This window comes from Nonomuraea sp. NPDC049028 (genome assembly GCF_043197735.1).
Taxonomy (GTDB): Bacteria; Actinomycetota; Actinomycetes; order Streptosporangiales; family Streptosporangiaceae; genus Nonomuraea.
Window position 1 is genome coordinate 847,335 of sequence record NZ_JBICTR010000003.1, and the last position, 20,659, is coordinate 867,993.

Consider the following 20,659-nt stretch of genomic DNA (forward strand, 5'->3'; position numbering starts at 1 on the left):
GAACAGGCCATCGGCAAGGCCGATAAAGGCTGACCCCTGAGTCGTACGGTGCCGCCCATTGTGCGGCGCCGTACGTGTTTCATGACTTCCGAAGGAGAAGAGTGTCAGTATTCAGTCGCAGGCCCGCTCGACGACGGGTTACCGGTGTGGTCGCGATAGCTCTCGTGCCGTTGATGGTGGCGGTCGGGGTGGCCTGGGCCGCCGTCACCGACAACATGTTCCCGACCGAAAGCACCGGTAGTAGCTGCGTGCTCAGCATGGGCCATCCGCCATGCCAGACCGACAATCGCGAGGTCTATTTCTACATGGACAGCAGCGGCGAACACAAGCTGGAGTCGGAGGACCGGTCGACGGTAAACGACGCCATTGACGGAGAGTACCGGCCCACGGATTTGGCCTTCCACTACGACTCGTCGCCGGTGTTCGAGGGGAGCGCGGAGACCGACATCGTCTACCAGGAGGGCTCGACCAGCGTTCCGGACAGTGCAGATGGTATGACGTGGTGCAATGCGCGCGGCGGAGCGCATTACAAATGCGACCAGCAGTACATTCGCATCCGAGGCAACGGAAATTACACCTATGGGCTGGTCTGCCATGAGACCGGACACGCTGTCGGCCTGCAGCACGACGACTACTCCACACCCATGCTCAACAAGACCGATTCCCGCCTCGGCTGTATGACGACTCCCGTCAAGAGCAACGATCTTGGCTCCAATAACCGGGAGAACATCGATGGCACTTATTAGGAGGGCCGCGGTGAAGCGTCTTACGTATATCGCAACCGGTATCGGGCTTGCCACCAGGGCCGAAGCGTTCGCATGACGCGGTTGAGCGGCACCCCGGGTACGCACGACAAATGCGACCCCTGATGATCGTTTGTCTACGCCAGTCGATCAAGAACAGGGGCCGCATTCGCGTGCCATCGTCCCCGATCGTCGTGCTCGCCCGCCATCTGGAGCACGTCGCCGCGCGCCCGTGCCGGCTTACCCGGCACCCCGGATCATGGTCGGCCTCCGCAACCTGGATTTGTGGCGTTCCCGGACCTGATGGTCATCGACGAGATCCAGCGAGTCCCCGACCTGCTGCTTGCCATCAAGTCCCAAGTCGACCGGGATCCGCGGCCGGGCCGCTATCTCTTGACCGTCTCGTGCTCTATACCGGCGACCAGACCTACTCGTTCGGCGACCGGATGCGGGCGATGCCGGTGAGCGCGTTGTGGGAGATCGGCTAGGCGATACTCGGGGGATGCAGATTTCCGAAATATCGCCTGATAGTGAGTCGGTGGGGCCTCGGTTGCTGGCGGTTCAGCATGCCGCGTACGCGGTCGAGGCGAAGATCATCGAGGATGACCGGATTCCCCCGTTGAGTGAGACGCTCGATGAGCTGCGGGCGCGGCCGTTGCGGTGGGTGGGGGCGTTCGACGAGGACGAGTTGTTGGTGGGTGCCGTCGCGTGGAGCGAGGCGGTAGATGAGGTGGACATCGACCGGTTGGTGGTCGATCCCGCGGCGCATCGGCGAGGAGTGGGACGGGCGCTCGTCGAGGAGGTCATGAGCCGGGCGGGTGGCCGCAGGATCGTGGTGTCCACCGGCCGGGCCAACGCGCCGGCCAGGAAGCTGTACGAGCGGCTGGGGTTCGAGGGGCTCGACGAGGTGGAGGTGATCCCGGGGCTGTGGATCGCCAACTACGCCTACGGCGGCTGAACCAACTACCGCCTACGGGCCGCTAGGCCAGCTACGTCCCCGATGGCTGAACCGGCCACGTCTGCCGCAGTTGCGAGCGACGTGGCCGGGACGTTCAGCGATCCACGGTAGGCCGGTCGCGAGAGCTAGGCCGGTCGCGACAGGAGGCCCTCGGCCTCCAGTTCCGACCACAGGTTGTCGGGCACCGGACGCTCCCAGAGCGCCGCGTTGCTCGCCACCTCCTCCGGCGACCGGGCCCCGATGACGATCGAGGCCACCGCCGAGTGCCGGAGCGGAAAGGCCATGGCCGCCTGCGGGAGCGGCACGTCGTACCTCTCGCAGACCTTGGCGATCCGTCTGGCGCGGTCGAGCACCTCGGCGGGAGCGGGCTCGTAGTTGTAGGTGCCCCCAGGGGTGGAGGTGGCCAGCAGGCCGCTGTTGAAGACGCCCGCCGCGAGCACGCGTACGCCCCGGTCGGCGCAGGCGTCGAGCAGCGGGAGCCCCGACTGGTCGATCAGCGTGTAGCGGCCGGCCAGCATGACCACGTCGATGTCGGTCTCCTGGACGAAGCGCAGCGGCACCTGCCACTGGTTCATGCCGACGCCGATCGCGCCGATCACGCCCTGCGAGCGGAGCTCGGCCAGCGCCGGGTACGCCTCGCTGATGGCCTGGTCGGCGTGGGCGTCCGGGTCGTGGATCAGGGCGATGTCGACGCGGTCCAGGCCGAGCCGGGCCAGGGACTCCTCCAGAGATCTCCGTACGCCGTCGCCCGAGAAGTCCCAGACGCGCTCGAAAGCGGCCGGTACGTCGAAGCCCTGCTCGTCGCGACCGCCCATGGCGGAGGGGACCAGCAGGCGGCCGACCTTGGTCGAGAGCACGTAGCCCTCGCGGCCGGCGAGCGCGGCGCCGAGGCGGCGTTCGGACAGGCCGACCCCGTAGTGCGGGGCCGTGTCGAACAGCCGCACGCCATGAGACCAGGCGGCGTCCACGGTCGCGCGGGCCTGCTCGTCGCTGACCGCCTCGTAGAGGCCGGCGATCGGCGCCGCTCCGAAGCCGTGGCGGGGCAGTTCGATCATGTCGTTCTCCAGGTCAGCATTCGTCACGTCATTTCCCAGACCAGCGCGAGCCCGCCGGCGCCCTTGTCGAAGTCGCCGTCGAGCAGCCGGTTCATCTGGACCTGCCACGCCTGGTCGGCGGGATCGTCCTTGAGCGCCGCCTGCAGCGCGGCGTAGTCGTCGACCTCGACAAAGTGGAACAGGTCGAGTCCGTCGCGGAAGATGCGCCAGGAGTGCACGCCGTTGGCCCGCATGACCGCCTCCAGTTCGGCGGGGATGCTCGCGTGCTCCCGGTCGTAGGTCTCCTCGTAACCGGGTTTGAGCCTGGTACGCAGTGCGATGCGTTCCATCAGTCCTGGGCCTTTCCGCCGGCGATCCGGCTGATGATGAGTGCGATCAGGATGATGCACCCATAGACGACCGGCTGCCAGAAACCGGAGACGCCCTTGAGAGTGAGGATGTTCTGGACCAGGCCGATCACCAGCACGCCGGTGAGCGCACCGAGGATCGTGCCCTTGCCGCCGTCCATGCTGACGCCGCCGATGACGGCCGCGGCGAACACCATGAAGATCCAGCCCACGCCCTGGTTGGAGCCGATGGCGCCGAGCCGTCCGGTCTCCAGGACGCCGGCGAGTGCCGCGAGCGTACCGCCGAGGATGAACACGCCCCAGAGCACCCGGTCCACCCGGATGCCCGCCGCCCGCGCCGCGTCGGCGTTGCCGCCGATCGCGTACAGCGAGCGCCCGAGCCGGAAGTAGCCGAGCCCGACGATGCCCGCCGCGAACAGTACGGCCGCGATCCAGATCGCCGCCGGCAGGCCGAGCCAGATGGCGCTGCCCAGGTAGAGGATGGAGTCGGGCAGCTCGAACAGCGTCTTGCCCTCGGTCGGGCCCAGCTGCAGGCCGTGCACGATGATCAGCATGGCCAGCGTGACGATGAACGCCGACAGCTGAAACTTGATGATCAGGAACCCGTTGAACACCCCGATCGCCGCCCCGATCAGCAGGCAGAGCGGGATCACCAACGGCCCGGGCAGGCCGAGCCCGAACCCACCGGCCGACGCCGGGATCACCAGCATCACCGCGATCGCCGGAGCCATGCCGACCGTCGACTCCAGCGACAGGTCGAACTTGCCGGCGATCAGGATCAGCGCCTCGGCCAGCACCAGCAGTGAGATCGACGCCTGCTGCTGGAGTACGTTCGTCAGGTTGCCGACCGATAAGAAGATCGGGTCCAGGAACGCGCCCACGATGAGCAGGATCAGGATCACCGGCACCAGCGTGAGGTCCCGGAACCTGGCGAGCCGCACCCGGGGGGCCGGCGCAGACAGTGTGGTTGTCACTCTTCAATGCCTTCCATCACGGCTACGAGCTCATGGTCGGTCCACCCACGCGGCACGTCCTTCACGACCCTGCCGTGGAACATCACCAGCACCCGGTCGCAGATGCGCAGGTCGTCGAGCTCGTCGGAGACCAGTACGGCTCCCGCTCCCCGCTCGACCGCGTCCTCGACGGCGCCGAGCAGGGCCTGTTTGGCCTTGACGTCGACGCCCGCGGTTGGGTTGATCACCACCAACGCGGACGGGTCGTCGACCAGCGCCCGCGCGAACACCACCTTCTGCGCGTTTCCTCCAGACAGATCACCGACGGGCTGGTCGGGCCCTTCGGTCTTGATGTCCAGATCCTCGATCAGTCGCAAGGCCTTGTTCCGGCGTCTCGTCGGTGAAATGAGGCCGTACCTGCCGAGCTTGCGGGCTATCGGAAGCGTGCCGTTCTCCCCCACCGACAGCAGCGGGACGAAGCCCTCGCGGTTGCGGTCCTCCGGCACGAAGCCGAGGCCCGCCCCCAGGGCGGCCGGTACGTCGCCCGGCCTGACCTGGGTGCCGTTGACCGTGATCGTGCCCGAGTCGGGTTTGCGCAGGCCGACCAGGGTTTCGGCCAGGCCGACCTTGCCGCTGCTGCCGGATCCGGCCAGGCCGACCACCTCGCCGCTCCTGACCGCCAGGTCGACGGCCTGGAAGCGGCCGGCCAGCGACAGTCTCTCGGCCGACAGGACCACGTCGCCGTTCGCGGCGCCGCGGGTCCTGGCCTCGTACGCCGCCGTGGCCTCGCCCGTCATCGCCGCCACCAGCTCGTCGTGCGGCAGCTCGGCGACCGATCTGGTCATGACATGCCGGGCGTCGCGGAAGACGGTGACGCTCTGGCAGATCTCGTACACCTCGTCGAGATGGTGGGAGATGTACATCATCGTCACGCCCTGCTCGCGCAGCGCCCGCATGCGGGTGAACAGCCGCTCGATGGCCGGGCCGTCCAGCCGGGCCGTCGGCTCGTCGAGGATGATGAACCGCGCGCCGAACGACAGCGCGCGGGCGATCTCCACGAGCTGCCGCTGTTCGACGTTCAGGTCGCCGGCGAGTGCCTCCGCGTCCACCTCCACCTCGTACGTGGCGAGCAGTTCGCGGGCCTTCGCCCGGAGTGTCCGCCAGCTGATCATGCCGCCGGTGGTCTGGCGGTTGAGGAACAGGTTCTCGGCGACGGTCAGCGCCGGAATGATCGTCGACTTCTGGTACACGCAGGCGACCCGCTGCCGCCAGGCGTCGCGGTCCGCGAGGGCGGGCGCCGCCTCTCCCGAGAACCGCACCTCGCCCTCGTCCGGCCGCTGAAGCCCGGTGAGAATCGACACCAGGGTGGACTTTCCGGCGCCGTTCCTGCCGACGAGCGCGTGGGTCTCCCCCTCGGCGATCGCGATGCCCGCGCCGTTCAGCGCCGTGGTGGGGCCAAAGCGCTTCACGACATTTCGGGCTTCAACATGATTTTTCATTACTTGACCTGGTTGCCCCAGAGGTTCTTGTCGTCCACATTGTCCTTGGTGACGAGCGGGGCGGGAAGCTGGTCCTCCAGGCCGTTCGGCAGCTGGATGATCGTGCTGTCGTGGTCGGTCGGTCCCGGCTTGAAGGTCTTGCCGTCGATCGCCGCCTTGGCGTAGAAGAGGGCGTACTTCGCGTACAGGTCAGCGGGCTGCGACACCGTGGCGTCGATGTCGCCCTTGCGGATCGCCTCGAACTCCTGCGGGATGCCGTCGTTCGAGACCACGAACACGTGCTTGGGATCGGTCGGCGGGACGAGCAGGCCCTTCTGCTTCAGCACCTGCAGCGTCGGGGCCAGGTGCACACCACCGGCATGCATATAGATGCCCTTGATGTCCGGGTTCTGCTCCAGCCTGGTCTGCAGCATGGACGCGGCCTTGCTGCCCTCCCACTCGGTCGGCTCCTCGAAGACCGTGATCCCGGGGAACTTCGTCTTCATGCACTCCCGGAACGCCTCAGCCCGGTCACGCCCGTTGATCGAGCTCAGGGAGCCCATCAGCTGGACGACCTTGCCCTTGCCGCCCAGCTTCTCGCCCAAGAACTCGCAGGCTTTCGTCCCGTACGCCCGGTTGTCGGCGCGTACGACCATGTAGACCTGACCCTTGTCCGGCCGGGTGTCGACGGTCACGACGGGGATCTTCTTGTTCGCCAGCGTCTGGAGGGTCGTGGCGATCGCGCCGGTGTCCTGGGGCGCCATCACGATCGCCTTGGCCCCTTGGCCGATCAGCGCCTGAACGTTGTTGACCAGCTTGGTCACGTCGTTCTGCGAGTTCGTCGCGGGCATCAGGTCGACCTTGAGCTCGCCGGCCATCTGCGGGACGTACTTGATGTAGGAGTTCCAGAAGTCGGAGTCGGCGCGCGGGTGGTCGATGCCGACCTTCCCGCCGCCGCCTCCTCCGGCTGCTGTCTGACCTCCGGAGCCGCACGCGGTGATGACCGCCAAGAGGGCCGCGCCTGCGGCTAAAGGACCGAACTTCATGGTGGGGGGTTACCTTCCTCGAATGCCTCTGCTTGACCGGCCCTCGACTGGGCTTGGCTGTCCGTCGACTCGTTCAGTTGACCGGCCGGAGCCGTAGTCCCTGCATGCCGCCGTCGACCGCGAGCGAGGTGCCGGTCGTCGCGCCGGCCTCGGGCCCGGCCAGGTAGGCGATCGCCGCGGCCACCTCCTGCGCGCTGACCAGGCGGCCCATCGGCTGCCTGGCGTTCAGCGCCTGCCTCTCCGCCACCGGGTCGTCGGCCGCGTCGAGCAGCCTTCCCACCCACGGGGTGTCCGCTGTGCCGGGGTTGACGCAGTTGACCCTGATGCCCTCCCGTACGTGATCCGCCGCCATCGCCAGCGTGAGCGACAGGACCGCACCCTTGGTCGCGCTGTAGAGCGCCCGGTTCGGCAGGCCCGCGGTGGCCGCGATCGAGCACGTGTTGACCACCGCCGCGTGCTCCGACTGCCTGAGGTACGGCAACGCCGCCCGGGTCACCCGGACCATGCCGAACACGTTGACGTCGAACGCCTTCTGCCACTCGCTGTCGGGATTGTCGGCGACCGTACCCTGCGCCCCGATGCCCGCGTTGTTGACCACGATGTCGATGCCGCCGAGCCGCTCGGCCGCTTCGGCCACGGCAGCGCGTACGCCGGCGTCGTCCGTGACGTCCACCTTGATGCCGATGAACGGATCACCGGGCGGGTTGATGTCGAAACAGGCGACCTTCATGCCGCGCTCGGCGAGCAACGTGGCCGTGGCGAGGCCGATACCGGCTCCGCCGCCCGTGACAATCGCTTTAAGACTCATGCGTCCCTCCAGACCTCGCCGCCGGGGAAAGTGTGGGCGGCGATCGATTCAGGGTGCATCGCCGCGCTGAAGCCCGGCGCGCTGGGGGCGGCGTACCGGCCGCCTTCGATGACCACGGGGTCGACGAAATGCTCGTGCAGGTGGTCGACGTACTCGATCACCCGGTTTTCCATCGTGCCGGTCACGGCCACGTAGTCGAACATCGACAGGTGCTGCACCAGCTCGCACAGCCCCACGCCGCCGGCGTGCGGGCAGACGGGGATGCCGAACCTGGCCGCGAGCAGCAGGATCGCGATGTTCTCGTTAACACCACCGACCCGAGCAGAGTCCAGTTGCAGGTACGAGATCGCGCCCGCTTGCAGGAGCTGCTTGAACACGATCCGGTTCTGCACGTGTTCGCCGGTGGCCACCGGGATGGGCTTGATCCCCGCGGCGATGGCGGCGTGGCCGAGCACGTCGTCGGGACTGGTCGGCTCCTCCACCCAGTGCGGGTTGAACTGCTTTAGAGCGTTCACCCAGTCGATGGCCGCGCCCACGTCCCAGCGCTGGTTGGCGTCGATCGCGATGGGGAAGTCGGCCCCGCACACCTCGCGGGCCACCCGGAAACGTCGGATGTCGTCGTCGAGATCGGCGCCCACCTTGAGCTTGATCTGGCCGAAGCCCGCGTCGAGCGCCTCCTTGCACAGCCGGCGCAGCTTGTCGTCGTCGTAGCCGAGCCAGCCCGGGGAGGTGGTGTAGGCGGGGTACCCCTCGCGCTTGATGTCCTCGACCCGCTGCGCCTTCCCCTTTTCCGCCTTTTTCAGGATTTCTAGGGCTTGTTCAGGCGTCAGGGCGTCGCTCAGGTACCGGAAGTCGATGAGATCGACGATCTCCTCGGGGGTCATCTCGGACAGCAGCAACCAGAGCGGCTTGCCCGCCCGCTTCGCCTTCAGATCCCACAGCGCGTTGACCACGGCGGAGATCGCCATGTGCATGACGCCCTTCTCGGGGCCCAGCCAGCGCAGCTGCGAGTCGTAGACCATCTCCTTGTACAGGGCGCCCAGGTCCTCGACGTCCCTGCCGATCACGTACGACTCGAGGGCGCTGATCGCCGCGGTCTGTACGTCGTTGCCGCGCCCGATGGTGAAGGCGAACCCGTGCCCGTCGTAGCCGTCATCGGTTTTGAGAACCACGTAGGCGGCGGAGTAGTCGGGGTCGGGGTTCATGGCATCGGAGCCGTCCAGCTCCCGGGAGGTGGGGAAACGGATGTCGTGCGTCTCCAACTCCACGATCCGGTAGCTGCTCTTCTGTCCGTCGGGAGTCGTCATGCCTGGCCCACTGTCTGGCGCTGGCGGCCGAGTCCCTCGATCTCCAGCTCCATCACGTCACCCGCGCGCAGGTACGGCTGGCCGGGCATCCCCATGGCGACGCCGGCCGGAGTGCCGGTGTTGATCACATCTCCCGGATCGAGCACCATGAACTGGCTCAGGTACCGGACGATCTCCGCCACATCGAAGATCATGTTCTTGGTGACGCCGTCCTGGCGCACCTCGCCGTTCACCGACAGCCGCATGGTCAGGTTCTGCGGGTCGGCCACCTCATCGGCGGTCACCAGCCAAGGCCCGAGCGGATTGAACGTCTCGCACGACTTGCCCTTGTCCCACTGGCCACCCCGCTCCAGCTGGAACTCCCGCTCAGAGACATCGTTGGCCACCGCGTACCCCGCGATGACGTCGAGCGCCTCTTCCCGGCTGCCCAGGTAGCGGGCCCGCTTACCGATGATGACGGCCAGCTCCACCTCCCAGTCGGTCTTCAGACTGTTGCGCGGTACGAGCACCTCGTCGTAGGGGCCCACCATGGTGTTGGTGGCCTTCATGAACACGACCGGCTCCGCCGGCACCTCCGCGCCGGACTCGGCCGCGTGGTCGCTGTAGTTCAGCCCGATACAGACGATCTTGCCTGGTCGCGCGACCGGAGCGCCCACGCGCAGCCCCTCGGCCGCGATCACGGGCAGCGCGTCGCGCTCGAGCGCGTCGCGGACGCGCGCCACTCCCCCGGAAGCGAGGAAAGCCCCATCGATCTCGGGCTCTCCGATGTCGCGCAGGTTACCGGCGCCGTCCATCACCACCGGACGCTCCTGGCCGACGGGTCCTACTCGCAGCAGCTTCACACCGCATCCTTAAGTTATACATCGGATGTATCTAGCATGATGCTGGTCGGCCTGGGTAGGGCCTGTCAAGCCTCCACGCGCGATACATCGGATCCATAGGGGTCGAGAGTGGCGCTGAAGTCGCATTACAAACGGTTGCAGTGACCAGCTTCGCCCAATCTTCGCGGGAAGGGCCACCGAGTGGCCGTCACATACATCGGATGGCCCCCGTTCCCCATATCGGACTCCTTTCACCTGCGTAACGGGTGGATCCTCGGAGGTCTAGCATAAATTGCCGGGCGAACCGGGGCTCACCCACCTCGCAGCCTTCCCCATCCGCCTCACCCACAAGCCCCACTTAACGGGTAAACCTCCATCAAAGCCCCTCAAACACCCGATGAATCACCACAATGCCCCACGTACGACACCATCCCCCATCCCCCACGACCAGCCCTCCGCCCCTCCGACCCTCACCCTCGCAACCCAGCGACGCCACCAACCACACCAACCCCAAAACCGAGGACTGTCCGGCAAACGGTTGGAACCGCAGCCCGGCAGGGCGTAGGCGGCGAGCGCGGTTAGAGCTCGTTTTCTTGCCGGGGCTTCTTGCCGGGCGGCGATCAGCCTCGCGCTTGGGGCCAGGCGGCCAGTGCCAGTTCCGCGGTTTCGGTGAGCTCTGCGGCCGTGGCGCCGTCGCGGGCCCGCTGTGACATGCCCTGGATGATCGCGGCAAAGTAGGCGGCCAACGCGCGAGGGTTGGCTGCGGCGGATAGCTCGCCCTGCCGCTGCGCGGTCGTCAGGCGGGTTTCGAAGGCGGCCAGGTTCGCGTTGCGGAGGTCGCTCAGGAATGCCGAGATGTCGGCGTCCTGGACCGTGACGTTGGTGGCGGCGCTGATGGTCAGGCAGCCGGCCGGGTGGGAGGGGTCGGGATAGACGGCGGCCGCCTCGCGAAGGATGCGGCGGAACGCGCCGCGGGCTGTGCGCTCCTCTTCCAGGGCGGTGCCGATGAACGCACCGACGGGAGAGCGCCCGTAGGCGTGGACAACCTCTTTGAACAGGGATTTCTTATCCCCGAACGCCGCATACAGGCTGCCGGGTTTGATGTCCATCGCCCGGGTCAGCTCGCCGATGGTGGTGGCCTCGTAACCGTGCTCCCAGAACAGTCGCGTTGCGGCTGCCAGGGCCGTCGTGCGGTCGAACGCCGGTGGCCGTCCGCGCTTCACGCCTGGTCCATTCATGCCCCTGATTTTAGAGCGAGCACTCAAGAAAGCGTGCTACGTTCATTTCTTGAGTCATCGCTCAAGAAATGGGAAGGCGGTCAACAGCCATGGCAGCAGAAGCACTTGAGGGCAAGGTCGCGCTGGTCACGGGCGGCAGCCGAGGCATCGGCCGGGCCATCGCCGAACGACTCGCCCGGGACGGTGCCGCCGTCGGCGTCGCCTACGCCCGGGACGAGACGGCGGCCGGCGAGACCGTCGAGCGAATCCGGAAGAACGGCGGGCTGGCCTTCGCACTGCGCGCCGAGCTGGGACGGCCCGGCGACGCGAGGCGCCTCTGGGCCGCCTTCGACGCCGCGGGCAAAGACCACGCGTCCGACGGGAAGCTCGACATCATCGTCAACAACGCCGGCATAGGGCGCAGCGCGGCGCTCGCCTCGTTGACCGAGGACGGCTTCGACGAGATCTTCGCCGTGAACGTGCGTGCACCGTTCTTCATCGTGCAGCAGGGGCTGTCGCGCCTGCGTGACGGAGGCCGGATTATCAACATCTCCAGCGGTGCGGCCCGCCTGGCCATGCCGGAGATCATCGCCTACGGCGCCACCAAGGGCGCACTGGACACCTTCACCCTCAACCTCGCCAAGGAACTGGGCCCAAGGGGCATCACGGTCAACTCGGTGGCCCCCGGGATCATCGACACGGATGTCAATGCGGCCTGGCTGCGGGGCAATCCGCAGGCCGAGGCACATGCGGCCGCCCTGGCCGCCCTCGGCCGGGTCGGGCAACCGGAAGACGTGGCCGACATCGTGGCCTTCCTCGCCTCCAACGACGCGCGCTGGGTGACAGGCCGGGTCATCGACGCGACGGGAGGTGCCGGGCTATGAACTGAGAGAGAGCTGAGAGGGCAAGAGCTGGGCCGCTGGACGGATGGGCGGACAGGTTGGCATGATCATGGACGAGCAGACAAGATGAGTCCGCCTCAGGCATGACAGAGCCGGCTTGGCAGCGTCGGCGGGCCAGGATGACGGGGATCGGGATGATGGCGGAGCGGGCGGTTGACTGAGGCAGCAGGGCGTAATAGAACACGTTTCAATAAGGCGCTTAACCAAGCGCTTGATCACTCCACAGGCCCGAGGTGAGCTCGAGTGCATATTGACCTCGTCGACCAGGACCGTTACGCGACCTCCGGCCCGCCACACGAGCAGTTGCGCTGGCTGCGCGACAACGATCCCGTACACCGGCACGAGGGCGAGCCCGACTTCTGGGCCGTCACCCGATATGACGATGTCGTACAGGTGTCTCGGCGCTCGGACCTCTTCTCCTCGTCCAGGAAACTGGCACTGTTCGACGAGGTCACCGAGGACCAGCGGGCGCTCCAGCGGTTGATGATGCTCAACCAGGACCCACCGGAGCACACGCGGCGGCGGTCGCTGGTCAACCGGGGGTTCACGCCGCGCACGATTGGAGCGCTCGAACAGCACATCCGGGATATCTGCGACGACCTTCTCGACAAGTGCTCGGGCGAGGCGGACTTCGTCACCGAGGTGGCGGCTCCGCTGCCGCTCTACGTGATCTGCGAACTGCTCGGCGCCCCGGTCGAGGACCGGGACAAGATCTTCAACTGGTCGAACCGCATGATCGGCGCCCAGGACCCCGACTACGCCACCTCGGAGGACCAGGGCGGCGATGCGGCTATGGAGGTGTACGCGTACGCCAACCAACTGGCCGCCCAGCGCAAGGCGAACCCGCGCGACGACATCGTCACCAAGCTCATCCAGCCCGACGAGAAGAGCGGCGAGACCCTCGGTGAGGATGAATTCGATCTGTTCGTCCTCCTGCTGGTGGTCGCCGGCAACGAGACCACCCGCAACGCGGCCTCCGGCGGAATGCTCGCCCTCTTCGAGCACCCCGAGCAGTGGCAGCGGCTCGTCGCGGATCCCACGCTGGCGGGCACGGCATCCGACGAGATCGTCCGGTGGGTGTCACCGGTGAACCTGTTCCGGCGCACGGCCACGGCGGACACGGTGCTGGGCGGCCAGCAGATCCGCGAGGACGACAAGGTCGTGGTCTTCTACTCGGCGGCGAACCGGGACACCTCCATTTTCCCCGATGCCGAGGTATTCGACATCGGCCGCAGCCCGAACCCGCACATCGGTTTCGGTGGCGGTGGGGCACACTTCTGCCTGGGCAATCACCTGGCGAAGCTGGAGTTGCGGGTGCTGTTCGAGCAACTGGCCCGGCGGTATCCCCGACTGCGGCAAACGGGAGAGGCCCGGCGCCTACGGTCGAACTTCATCAACGGCATCAAGGAGCTACCGGTCGTCATGGACTGATCGCCGACCAGCCGGCCAAGTCGCGCTGGTACCAACTGCCTGGCTTGCCGCCGAGGTCGGCCGGGTCAGCTGGGCCGACCAGGACGAACCCGGCTTTGGTCAGCACCTTCTGGGACGGGGCATTCTTGTGGGCGGTGGCCGCCCGTAGGGTGCACAGCCCGTGCCGCGACGCCGCCAGCCGGCACAGCTCCCGAACGGTCGCGGTCGCCACGCCGCGGCCGGCGACGTGCTGCGCCACCCGGTAGCCAAGGTTCGCGATGCGATCCTCGATGTCGACCAGGTTGAACCTGCCGAGCACCGAGCCGTCCTCGGCGATGAGTACGTAGAAAGCGCAGACGCCGGCCTCCTGCTCAGCCAGCAAGGCGTTGTACCGGTCGGTGAACTGGTCGAAGAAGTCGTCGCCGCGATCAGAGATCGAGGCGGCGAAGTAGGCGCGGTTCGCCAGCTCGAAGGCCAGGACCGCCGGGGCATGACCAGCATGCAGTTGCTTCAGCTCGGGCACTGCCCGAATCTACCCAGGGGGCGCACCGAGCTCGCCCGAGTTTCCGCCAGCGGCAGACAGCCTCGAGGCCACGGCACTACTAAGCCCATCGATCAAGGAACACGGGCTGGATGAGGAGATGGAACGCGGCGAACAACGGCCGCAGTACCGACCATCGGCCGCGTCAGAAGCGGAACCGCACGATGCGGGTGGACCGCTTCAGGCCCGGCAGCAGGTTCAGGAGGCGGTACATGCGGCGTACGCCCGCGGGTGCCTTGGCCGTCAGCACCGGTGCGTCGTACATCGGCGCCTCGTCGACGTATTCGAGCCGCGGGTGCCAATCGGCCGGCTCCGCCGGGTCGTCGAAGCCGCAGTGAAACTGGGCGCCGTATTTGCGCAGCGTGGGATCCCATTTCGAAGTGCGCCACGCCCAGACCGGCACCGTGTCGAACTGTATCTGGCCGGTGGGGAAGGCATCGACCACGCTGGTCAGCAGCCGCCGGACGTCAGTCTCGGTCAGGTAGGGCACCAACCCCTCGGCGATCATCAGCACCGGCCGCCCCCGGGGGATGCGTTCCAGCCAGGTCAGGTCGGTGACGCTGGAGTCGATCAGGGTGTAGTGCTCGCGCGGCGGCAGGAATTGTCGCCGCAGCTCGATGACTGAGGGGTAGTCCAGGTCGTACCAGTCGACGGTGGCGGGCGGGTCGATCCGGTACACCCGGGCGTCGAGGCCGCAGCCCAGGTGCAGTACCACCGCGTCGGGGTGATCGGCGAGGAAGCCTCGGGCCCAGTCGTCGTGGGCCTTGGTGCGCACCACGGCGGCGAGGCCCATCTGGCTGGTGCCGAATCTGCGGCTGTCGTAGCCGGGGTCGAGGCGGCGCATCGCCTGCTCGGCGTATTCGTCGCCGAGGATCGGGTCCGGCAGTCGGTTGTCCAGTGCTTTGGCCTTCAGGACAGGGCTGAGAGTCTTCTGCACCCCGATGAGTTCGGTGTCCTTCATGACAGCAACACTAAACTTATTTCAAGAATTTCGTGAAGTCTGTGAATGGCTTCAATTCAACGACAGCGGGACCCGGCCGCGTGGCGAAAAGCCGGCAAGGCCGCACGCTGTCGCACGATTAACGATGGAGATCCTTTTCCTGGTCGCGGGAACACCGCGCCCGGAAACCGATGGTCAGCTCGGGATCGCGCTGCCCTCGCAGCCTCTGCCGATCCGGCCCGTCTCGAAGTACCGCACCACCTCGGCGGCGCATTCGGGCACCCGGGTGGTCGACACGTGCACGTCGTCAGCGACCGTGTAGACGGTGCCGCCGATGGCGCGCCGCGTCTGCAGCGTCCAGTCATAGACGGACATGAACTCGTACAGGTGCCCCGCCAGTACCAGCGACCCGCTGCTCCGCTTCAACGTGGCCTGCTGCACCGGCAGCGGCCAGCCGGCACACATGACACCCAGTCCCCAGGACCGGCCGGTCGCCGGATGACGCTTCACGAGCTCCTGGTAGGTACGCCAGGCGGTGTCGAAACCGGCCCGGCTGCTGTCCTCGTTGCAGGCGACCGCCAAGTTCATGGTCATGTTCAGCATTTCGGGCGCGCCGGGCAGGGGCGTACCCATCATCTGACCGCCGCTGAGCATCTCCTTGACGGTCGGCGGGGCGGTGGTGCCCGTCGCCGTCCGCAGTTCGGCCAGTGCCTTGCCCGCCCGTACCCACTCGGTCGAGTTGCGCTTGGCCAGGTCGGCGACGGCCGAGCCGTCGATGGGCCGCGGCAGGTCGGTGTACGTCTTGGGGCTCTTGTCGTAGTCGCGGACCAGCTGGGCCACCTGCTCGCGCACCTGCCGGGCGGTAGCACCGAGACCATAGGTCTCATCGCGGCGGCTCAGCCAGGCGGCCATGCGCCCGAAGTCACGCTCGGCCGCCTCCGCGCTGTCCTTGACGTGCTCGTCGAAACGGGTCCACGGCGGCGCCACGCTGTCCAGGAAGGCCCGTCCGGTGTGCTCGGGGAACAGGCTGCGGTACACCATGCCCAGATAGGTGCCCCAGGAGAAGCCGAGCAGGTTCAGCTTGCGCTCACCCAGTGCGGTCCGCACCAGGTCCAGGTCCTTGGCCACGTTGCCGGTGGTGAGCTGACCGAGGAAGGCGGCGTCGGAGCGTCCGCACTTCTGGTTGGCGGCGACCTGGCCGTCGTAGATCTTCCTGGCCGCCTCCTTGGTCAGGGCGCCCGGCTCCTGCGGGCCTCCTGGCAAGGTGGGGCAGGCGACCTTGGTGCTGTACCCGACCCCGCGCGGGTCGAAGCCGATGATGTCGTATCGCTCGTTGAGCTTGGCCATCTCCTCGTTCCTGAGCGCGGCCCGCAGGATCGGGTCCAGGTATCCGCTGTTGCCCGGCCCTCCTGGCAGGACGGCGGTCGCGCCGAGCCGGTGGGCCTTGTCGGTGGCGGCGAGCCGGGTCACCGCGATGTCGATCTTCCGCCCGCCGGGGTCGCGGTGGTCCAGCGGGACGCCGACCGTCCCGCACTCCAGGCGCTTCATCAGCGTACGGAAGGCCGGAACCTGCTCCTGCGTCACGCGCAGACTCTGGATCACCTCATCGGAGTAGTCCGGGCAGGATTTCCATTGAACGGACGGTACGCCGGAGCTCGGGCTGGGGTTCGCGGTGACGCTCGCGCTCGGGCCGGCCTCAGCGGTGGCGCCCGCCGCGGAAGGATGCGCCGCCAGCCCCGCCAGCGCCAATGCCAATGCCGTCAGTGATCTTCGGTACGTCATGCGGACCAGTTGTAACGCAGCGGTTGTTTCCTTCCTGTTTCCAGGAAGATGACCGCCGGGCCGCAGGCGCACTCGCCCTGTGGGGACTCGCCTCCCCGGACGTGAACCGCGACCGCCCTGACAACACCAGACCCGGCGGCGCGACCCAGCCTCCACGGAGCACTCTCCCCGTCGGCTGATCCGGCCGTGGTTCGCCTGGCCGTGCTGGTCAGCCGGCCGTGCGGGCGGAGTCGTCGTAGGCGGTCAGGACCGTGTCGGCGTGGCGGAAGGCCCAGTCGCCCAGAGCACGGATCGGCACCAGCAGGTCCTTGCCCGCTTGGGTCAGCTCGTACTCCACCCGCGGCGGGGCCTCGGCATAGCGTCGGCGTTCGACCAGGCCACAGCGTTCCATGCGACGCAGGGTCTGAGTGAGCACCTTCTGGCTGATGCCGCCGATCTCCCGGCGGAGCCGGCCGGGGCGCATGGGCCCCTCCTTTAGGGCGAACACCACCACCGGCAGCCAGGCATGGGCGAACAGGTCCACGGCCAGACGGGCCGGGCAGTCGGCGACGAAGTCGCCGTAGGGCTCGAACGGAGCGTCGTCGTGGTGGTCCACATTCGCCAGTCTCCCGCATCCGTTGGACACCTGGAGGTGCCTATCGGCACGCCTACTGTCTTCGCGGGAAGCTGCGGTTCAGGCGAGGAAGAGGGAAAGACATGCGTATTGGCATACTCGGGGCCGGGCAGATGGCCGAGGCGCTGGGATCGGGATGGGCGCGGGCCGGGCACGAGGTGATGGTCGGCGCTCGGTCGCAGGAGAAGGCGCGCAAGCTGGCCGAGGCGATCGGGGCGGGCGCCTGTGGCGGTGATCTGCGGGCCGCCGCGGAGCACGGCGAGGCGTTGCTGCTGGCCGTACCGGCCTTGTCGGTGGACGGGATTCTCGCCGGGGTCGGCGCGGCGGACGGCGCGTTGGCCGGGCGGACGCTGATCGACTGCACCAACGCCTACGAGCCTGACGCGTTCACCGACGCGCCGAACTCGTTCCTACTGGCCGACGACGCGGTGGCCGAGCGGGTGGCCAGGCTGGCCCCTGAGGCGGGGGTTGTCAAGGCGTTCAACATGTGCGCCGCGGAGGTGTGGACCTCCCACGCAGGGCGCGGGCTGGGGGTGCCGCTGTGCGGCGACGATGAGCGGGCCGTGGAGGTGGTCGCCGGTCTGGTGAGCGATCTGGGATTCGAGCCGGTACGGGCAGGTGGGCTGAGGCGGGCGCGATACCTGGAAGCCGTGAGTGTGTTCGTGGTCGGCTTGTGGTTCGCCGGGTACGACGCTCGCCAGATGCTGCCGCCCCTTCAGGAGGCCTTCGCCCACTCTGACGCCTGACATCGACCCGTTCATGGGTTTTAGGAGAGGGCACCCCTTGGATGAGTTCCGGTCTTGGGGTGCTGGGTGAATCCTTTGGTGGGGTTCGCGTCTCTTATACCTGTACCCGGCAACAGCGTCGGGACAGGTTCAGGAGGTTGTCATGCTCCTTGGTATCGTCGTCGCGGCTGTGCTCTTGTGCGCGTGCACCGTCGTGGTGCTGCGTCGGCGGGGTCGGTCGCGTGGCTGAGGTGAGTTGGCCGGTTGAGCAGCTGGTTGTCGCCGCGCGGGATGGCGACGTCGAGTCGATCGCCGCGCTGGTGTCCGGTGCGCACCCGCATGTGCAGCGATTCGCCTACTCAATGTGCGCCTCGCCGGAAGATGCTGAAGACGCCGCGCAGGAGGCGTTGATCATTCTGTACCGCAAGATCGGCACGTTGCGGGCGTCCGGTGCGCTGGCGTCATGGATGTTTCGCATCGTCCGCAACGAGTGCCTGCGGCGGACGCGGCGGCTGGTGCGACACCATGAACCGCTCGTGGACGCCACCGTGTGGTCGGCCGAGGATGAGGTATTGCAGCGGTTGGAAGCCGACCGGGTGGCTTCGGCGATCGCTTCTCTGCCCACCGATCAGCGACACGTTTTGATCATGCGAGATGTTCTCGGCTATCGCGGACGGGCTGTCGCCGATGCGCTCGGCCTCAGCACCGCCGCTATGAAGTCGCGGCTGCATCGCGCCCGCGCAACGGTGCACGACACGCTGCAGGGCACACCTGGCACAGCCGCGGGAGACAACGATGACTGACGATCGCAGCTTTGCCAGCGCCTCCCTGCCGCGACACCTGGTGCGCGGCCTGGTGGGATTCGGCGCGCTGGTCGGTTCGGTCGCCCTGATTCCAGCGGTTGGACTGGGCGGCTTGCTGCTCGCACCGGCTGGTCTGCTCGCTCTGCGAGGGTGTCCGACCTGCTGGGCCATCGGTTTGATCCAGACCATTTCGATGGGCCGGGTGCGGCGCTCCTGCGTAGATGGCCGGTGTGAACTGACCGTGGCCCACTCTGCTGGATCGCACCCCGCCGACGACAGCTCGTAAACCGATGCCCGCAGATCTACTTGTCCGGTCTCGGAAATCGTGTCGGTGGTTCCCGGCACCTCTACCGGATGGCCACGTGCGCCGTGTCAGGGAGTCGGGAGAAAACGCCTGATACCCGGGGGCGCAACCTCCGGATTTTCGGTGCTCCACCACAGCTCGCCGTCGACCGTCAGGTACGGCACCCAGTAACGCACCGGGGCACCGGCGGAGAGCGCGTCGGCCACCTCGGTGAGGTAGGCGCCGAGCGTGGGCCAGGCAGCATCGAAGTCGCCGAGGCCGTCGTGCGCGGTCCAGCCGACCCGGCCATACCCGGGCCCGGGCCGCAGGTCGATCACCTGCGCATCGCCGTCCGCGCCGGCAAACGGTACCCATCGCTCGTGCCACCACGGTTCGGCGCCCGGCCGGTGCGGGGTGAGCCCATCGACGCTCGCGGCGACGTCCATGCACATGCGCCAGTGGTCGACGATTCCGACAGTCGACAGTGGTGGCCCTTCGGGCAGGATGTTCGCCCAAATGCGTTGGCCATCGTGGCGGCTCAGCGACTCGACGAGCTCAGGCGGGAAGGCGAGCCCCAGCGCGGCTTCGGCGGCGGCGACGTCGGCCGGGTCGGCGGGTGGAGCCAGCGCGGCCGCGCTGACCGGGGTATGCCGCGCCAGCCACTCCTCGATCCGCGCCCACGCTTCCGTCACCATGACCACACCCTAGCCTCGCTCGTCCCAAGACCAGCACCCCTTTGACCGCAAACAACGAACAACGCGACTTTCGGAATAGTCTGCTGGCTAATGTGGTGCCAGGGCGGCCTCGCCCGCATCAGGTAACCGTCGTCGTCGGCGGGCGGCTCTGATGCGGGAGAGGATGCGGATCGTCTGGCGGGCGCCTGGTTGCCAGCCCTGCTGGATGAGGGTGTCCGCCACCTGGTGGAGCAGGTCGGCGGTCTGGCCGGGGACGACGTCCCGGCGGACGATGATGACCCGCCAGCCGAGTGCGCGTAGCTCTGCGCGGCGCTGCTCGTCGCGGAGTTGGTCGGCGGCCGACGTGTGGTGCCGCTGACCGTCGTACTCGACCGCCACCTGGAACTCCGGCCAGCCGAGGTCGAGGTAGGCGAAGCGGTCATCCGACAGGGAGACGCGGACCTGGGTGGTGGGTCTGGGCAGGCCGCCATCCACGAGGATCACGCGCAGCCAGCTCTCCCGGGGCGAACCGGCGCCCCGGTCGGCGAGGCTGAGCGTGTCGCGTAGGTGCCATGAAGTGGACTGGTGCCAGAGTGCCTCCAGGTCCACTCCGTGCCGGAGGAACTGGTCCAGAGCGGCCACGGCCTCCAGGCGGGGAAGCCAGCGGACACAGTCGAGGGCCGTGCGCTCCCGGGTGGTGAGGCGGACGCCCTTGTGCTCCGTGATGTCGTCGGCGGGCAGAGTGGTCACGTGGGTGACGCAGCCGGGGATCGCCAGGTGGCCGGGGGCTATGAGCTCCACCGGCCAGTCGTCTTCGGCGGTGTCGAGGCTCAGCACGTGCAGGCCCCAGATGTGGGCGGCCGTCCGGCGGCAGGCGACCGCCTGGGGAATCAGCCGCGTAATGCGCTGAGCACGTTCGAGCAGCGAGGGTTCGTTCACGCCGTTCAGAATGAGGGAGGAGACGATGGGCAAGAGGCGCCGAATCCGATTCTGTGGATAGCTGAAACAGGTCACCCACAGCCACGGAGTAGTTGATCAGAGATCGCCCGTTGGGAGGTTGATCCGCCACCCAGATCGGCCGCGCGATCGGAGCCCGCTGCGGATCTGGGCCGATCCTTCAGCGACTATCTCCGCTACGTGCTGGGCCAGGTCAACGTGGACAGTGCCATCGCACGCGGGGACGACAGCGCCGAGCAGGCGCGCGACTGGTGCCACCGCACGCTTGCGGAGGTATTCCGAAAGGGGGAGGTGAC

General features: G+C 67.6%; 22 protein-coding genes. 7 read left to right on the plus strand and 15 right to left on the minus strand.

Going from position 1 to position 20,659, the window contains the following annotated elements:
• Nucleotides 1–164 precede the first annotated feature (164 nt).
• Nucleotides 165–746, plus strand: a complete 582-nt coding sequence (locus tag ACGFJ2_RS14920; RefSeq protein WP_393468239.1) for a hypothetical protein — start codon at nucleotides 165–167, stop codon at nucleotides 744–746.
• A gap of 535 nt (nucleotides 747–1,281) precedes the next feature.
• Nucleotides 1,282–1,701, plus strand: a complete 420-nt coding sequence (locus ACGFJ2_RS14925; protein ID WP_357949918.1) for a GNAT family N-acetyltransferase — start codon at nucleotides 1,282–1,284, stop codon at nucleotides 1,699–1,701.
• Between the two features lie 125 nt (nucleotides 1,702–1,826).
• Here ACGFJ2_RS14925 and ACGFJ2_RS14930 read toward each other — a convergent pair whose 3' ends face one another.
• The 9 genes from ACGFJ2_RS14930 to ACGFJ2_RS14970 form a co-directional block, all read right to left on the minus strand.
• Nucleotides 1,827–2,783: an aldo/keto reductase gene (locus ACGFJ2_RS14930; protein ID WP_393468242.1), complete on the minus strand. Its 957-nt coding sequence runs from the start codon at nucleotides 2,781–2,783 to the stop codon at nucleotides 1,827–1,829.
• Nucleotides 2,780–3,085 carry an L-rhamnose mutarotase gene (locus ACGFJ2_RS14935; protein WP_357949913.1) on the minus strand — a complete coding sequence of 102 codons (306 nt, stop codon included), beginning with the start codon at nucleotides 3,083–3,085 and terminating at the stop codon, nucleotides 2,780–2,782. The genes ACGFJ2_RS14930 and ACGFJ2_RS14935 overlap by 4 nt, the downstream gene beginning before the upstream one ends.
• Nucleotides 3,085–4,077 carry an ABC transporter permease gene (locus tag ACGFJ2_RS14940; RefSeq protein ID WP_357949910.1) on the minus strand — a complete coding sequence of 331 codons (993 nt, stop codon included), beginning with the start codon at nucleotides 4,075–4,077 and terminating at the stop codon, nucleotides 3,085–3,087. Before ACGFJ2_RS14940 ends, ACGFJ2_RS14935 begins: the two co-directional genes overlap by 1 nt.
• Nucleotides 4,074–5,525: a sugar ABC transporter ATP-binding protein gene (locus ACGFJ2_RS14945; RefSeq protein ID WP_393468245.1), complete on the minus strand. Its 1,452-nt coding sequence runs from the start codon at nucleotides 5,523–5,525 to the stop codon at nucleotides 4,074–4,076. Before ACGFJ2_RS14945 ends, ACGFJ2_RS14940 begins: the two co-directional genes overlap by 4 nt.
• A gap of 29 nt (nucleotides 5,526–5,554) precedes the next feature.
• Nucleotides 5,555–6,580 (minus strand): sugar ABC transporter substrate-binding protein, encoded by a 1,026-nt coding sequence (locus ACGFJ2_RS14950; protein ID WP_357949905.1) that lies wholly within the window; start codon nucleotides 6,578–6,580, stop codon nucleotides 5,555–5,557.
• A gap of 73 nt (nucleotides 6,581–6,653) precedes the next feature.
• Nucleotides 6,654–7,388 carry an SDR family oxidoreductase gene (locus tag ACGFJ2_RS14955; protein WP_357949902.1) on the minus strand — a complete coding sequence of 245 codons (735 nt, stop codon included), beginning with the start codon at nucleotides 7,386–7,388 and terminating at the stop codon, nucleotides 6,654–6,656.
• Nucleotides 7,385–8,695 (minus strand): L-fuconate dehydratase, encoded by a 1,311-nt coding sequence (locus tag ACGFJ2_RS14960; RefSeq protein ID WP_357949899.1) that lies wholly within the window; start codon nucleotides 8,693–8,695, stop codon nucleotides 7,385–7,387. Before ACGFJ2_RS14960 ends, ACGFJ2_RS14955 begins: the two co-directional genes overlap by 4 nt.
• A complete protein-coding gene (locus tag ACGFJ2_RS14965) occupies nucleotides 8,692–9,537 on the minus strand; it encodes a fumarylacetoacetate hydrolase family protein (protein ID WP_357949897.1) in 846 nt (281 codons plus the stop codon). The genes ACGFJ2_RS14960 and ACGFJ2_RS14965 overlap by 4 nt, the downstream gene beginning before the upstream one ends.
• Before the next feature lie 599 nt (nucleotides 9,538–10,136).
• A complete protein-coding gene (locus tag ACGFJ2_RS14970; protein WP_357949895.1) occupies nucleotides 10,137–10,739 on the minus strand; it encodes a TetR/AcrR family transcriptional regulator in 603 nt (200 codons plus the stop codon).
• A gap of 104 nt (nucleotides 10,740–10,843) precedes the next feature.
• Between ACGFJ2_RS14970 and ACGFJ2_RS14975 the strand changes: the two genes are divergently transcribed.
• On the plus strand, nucleotides 10,844–11,617 hold the full coding sequence (locus tag ACGFJ2_RS14975) for an SDR family oxidoreductase (RefSeq protein WP_393468250.1): 774 nt from the start codon (nucleotides 10,844–10,846) through the stop codon (nucleotides 11,615–11,617).
• Nucleotides 11,618–11,878: 261 nt separating this feature from the next.
• The gene (locus ACGFJ2_RS14980) at nucleotides 11,879–13,066 is read left to right on the plus strand and encodes a cytochrome P450 (RefSeq protein WP_357949889.1); all 1,188 of its coding nucleotides are present in this window, start codon (nucleotides 11,879–11,881) and stop codon (nucleotides 13,064–13,066) included.
• Here ACGFJ2_RS14980 and ACGFJ2_RS14985 read toward each other — a convergent pair.
• The 4 genes from ACGFJ2_RS14985 to ACGFJ2_RS15000 form a co-directional block, all read right to left on the minus strand.
• Complete coding sequence (locus tag ACGFJ2_RS14985; protein WP_393468255.1) at nucleotides 13,056–13,568, minus strand: GNAT family N-acetyltransferase; 513 nt, start codon at nucleotides 13,566–13,568, stop codon at nucleotides 13,056–13,058. The genes ACGFJ2_RS14980 and ACGFJ2_RS14985 overlap by 11 nt on opposite strands.
• 163 nt (nucleotides 13,569–13,731) lie before the next feature.
• Complete coding sequence (locus ACGFJ2_RS14990; RefSeq protein ID WP_393468258.1) at nucleotides 13,732–14,547, minus strand: class I SAM-dependent methyltransferase; 816 nt, start codon at nucleotides 14,545–14,547, stop codon at nucleotides 13,732–13,734.
• 174 nt (nucleotides 14,548–14,721) lie between these two features.
• On the minus strand, nucleotides 14,722–16,308 hold the full coding sequence (locus ACGFJ2_RS14995) for an alpha/beta fold hydrolase (protein ID WP_393468261.1): 1,587 nt from the start codon (nucleotides 16,306–16,308) through the stop codon (nucleotides 14,722–14,724).
• A 208-nt stretch (nucleotides 16,309–16,516) separates the two neighbouring features.
• Nucleotides 16,517–16,903, minus strand: coding sequence for a helix-turn-helix domain-containing protein (locus tag ACGFJ2_RS15000; protein WP_357949875.1), 387 nt, complete (start codon nucleotides 16,901–16,903; stop codon nucleotides 16,517–16,519).
• 101 nt (nucleotides 16,904–17,004) lie between these two features.
• On the opposite strand from ACGFJ2_RS15000, the gene ACGFJ2_RS15005 reads away from it, so the two are divergent.
• From ACGFJ2_RS15005 to ACGFJ2_RS15015, 3 genes are all read left to right on the plus strand, one after another.
• On the plus strand, nucleotides 17,005–17,667 hold the full coding sequence (locus ACGFJ2_RS15005; protein ID WP_357949873.1) for an NAD(P)-binding domain-containing protein: 663 nt from the start codon (nucleotides 17,005–17,007) through the stop codon (nucleotides 17,665–17,667).
• Nucleotides 17,668–17,888: 221 nt separating this feature from the next.
• Nucleotides 17,889–18,449: an RNA polymerase sigma factor gene (locus ACGFJ2_RS15010; protein ID WP_393468265.1), complete on the plus strand. Its 561-nt coding sequence runs from the start codon at nucleotides 17,889–17,891 to the stop codon at nucleotides 18,447–18,449.
• Nucleotides 18,442–18,735, plus strand: coding sequence for a hypothetical protein (locus ACGFJ2_RS15015; RefSeq protein WP_393468268.1), 294 nt, complete (start codon nucleotides 18,442–18,444; stop codon nucleotides 18,733–18,735). The genes ACGFJ2_RS15010 and ACGFJ2_RS15015 overlap by 8 nt, the downstream gene beginning before the upstream one ends.
• Nucleotides 18,736–18,821: 86 nt before the next feature.
• Here ACGFJ2_RS15015 and ACGFJ2_RS15020 read toward each other — a convergent pair whose 3' ends face one another.
• Both ACGFJ2_RS15020 and ACGFJ2_RS15025 read right to left on the minus strand, forming a co-directional pair.
• Complete coding sequence (locus ACGFJ2_RS15020; RefSeq protein ID WP_393468271.1) at nucleotides 18,822–19,427, minus strand: SMI1/KNR4 family protein; 606 nt, start codon at nucleotides 19,425–19,427, stop codon at nucleotides 18,822–18,824.
• Between the two features lie 87 nt (nucleotides 19,428–19,514).
• Nucleotides 19,515–20,345, minus strand: a complete 831-nt coding sequence (locus tag ACGFJ2_RS15025; protein WP_393468274.1) for a DUF559 domain-containing protein — start codon at nucleotides 20,343–20,345, stop codon at nucleotides 19,515–19,517.
• Nucleotides 20,346–20,659 lie beyond the last annotated feature (314 nt).

What these genes read in the sequence shown, in the direction of transcription:
- ACGFJ2_RS14935 (WP_357949913.1), bottom strand. Translation starts at nt 3,085, where the DNA reads ATGGAACGCATCGCACTGCGTACCAGGCTCAAACCCGGTTACGAGGAG.
- ACGFJ2_RS14950 (WP_357949905.1), bottom strand. Translation starts at nt 6,580, where the DNA reads ATGAAGTTCGGTCCTTTAGCCGCAGGCGCGGCCCTCTTGGCGGTCATC.
- ACGFJ2_RS14955 (WP_357949902.1), bottom strand. Translation starts at nt 7,388, where the DNA reads ATGAGTCTTAAAGCGATTGTCACGGGCGGCGGAGCCGGTATCGGCCTC.
- ACGFJ2_RS14960 (WP_357949899.1), bottom strand. Translation starts at nt 8,695, where the DNA reads ATGACGACTCCCGACGGACAGAAGAGCAGCTACCGGATCGTGGAGTTG.
- ACGFJ2_RS14975 (WP_393468250.1), top strand. Translation starts at nt 10,844, where the DNA reads ATGGCAGCAGAAGCACTTGAGGGCAAGGTCGCGCTGGTCACGGGCGGC.
- ACGFJ2_RS14990 (WP_393468258.1), bottom strand. Translation starts at nt 14,547, where the DNA reads ATGAAGGACACCGAACTCATCGGGGTGCAGAAGACTCTCAGCCCTGTC.
- ACGFJ2_RS14995 (WP_393468261.1), bottom strand. Translation starts at nt 16,308, where the DNA reads ATGACGTACCGAAGATCACTGACGGCATTGGCATTGGCGCTGGCGGGG.
- ACGFJ2_RS15005 (WP_357949873.1), top strand. Translation starts at nt 17,005, where the DNA reads ATGCGTATTGGCATACTCGGGGCCGGGCAGATGGCCGAGGCGCTGGGA.
- ACGFJ2_RS15015 (WP_393468268.1), top strand. Translation starts at nt 18,442, where the DNA reads ATGACTGACGATCGCAGCTTTGCCAGCGCCTCCCTGCCGCGACACCTG.
- ACGFJ2_RS15020 (WP_393468271.1), bottom strand. Translation starts at nt 19,427, where the DNA reads ATGGTGACGGAAGCGTGGGCGCGGATCGAGGAGTGGCTGGCGCGGCAT.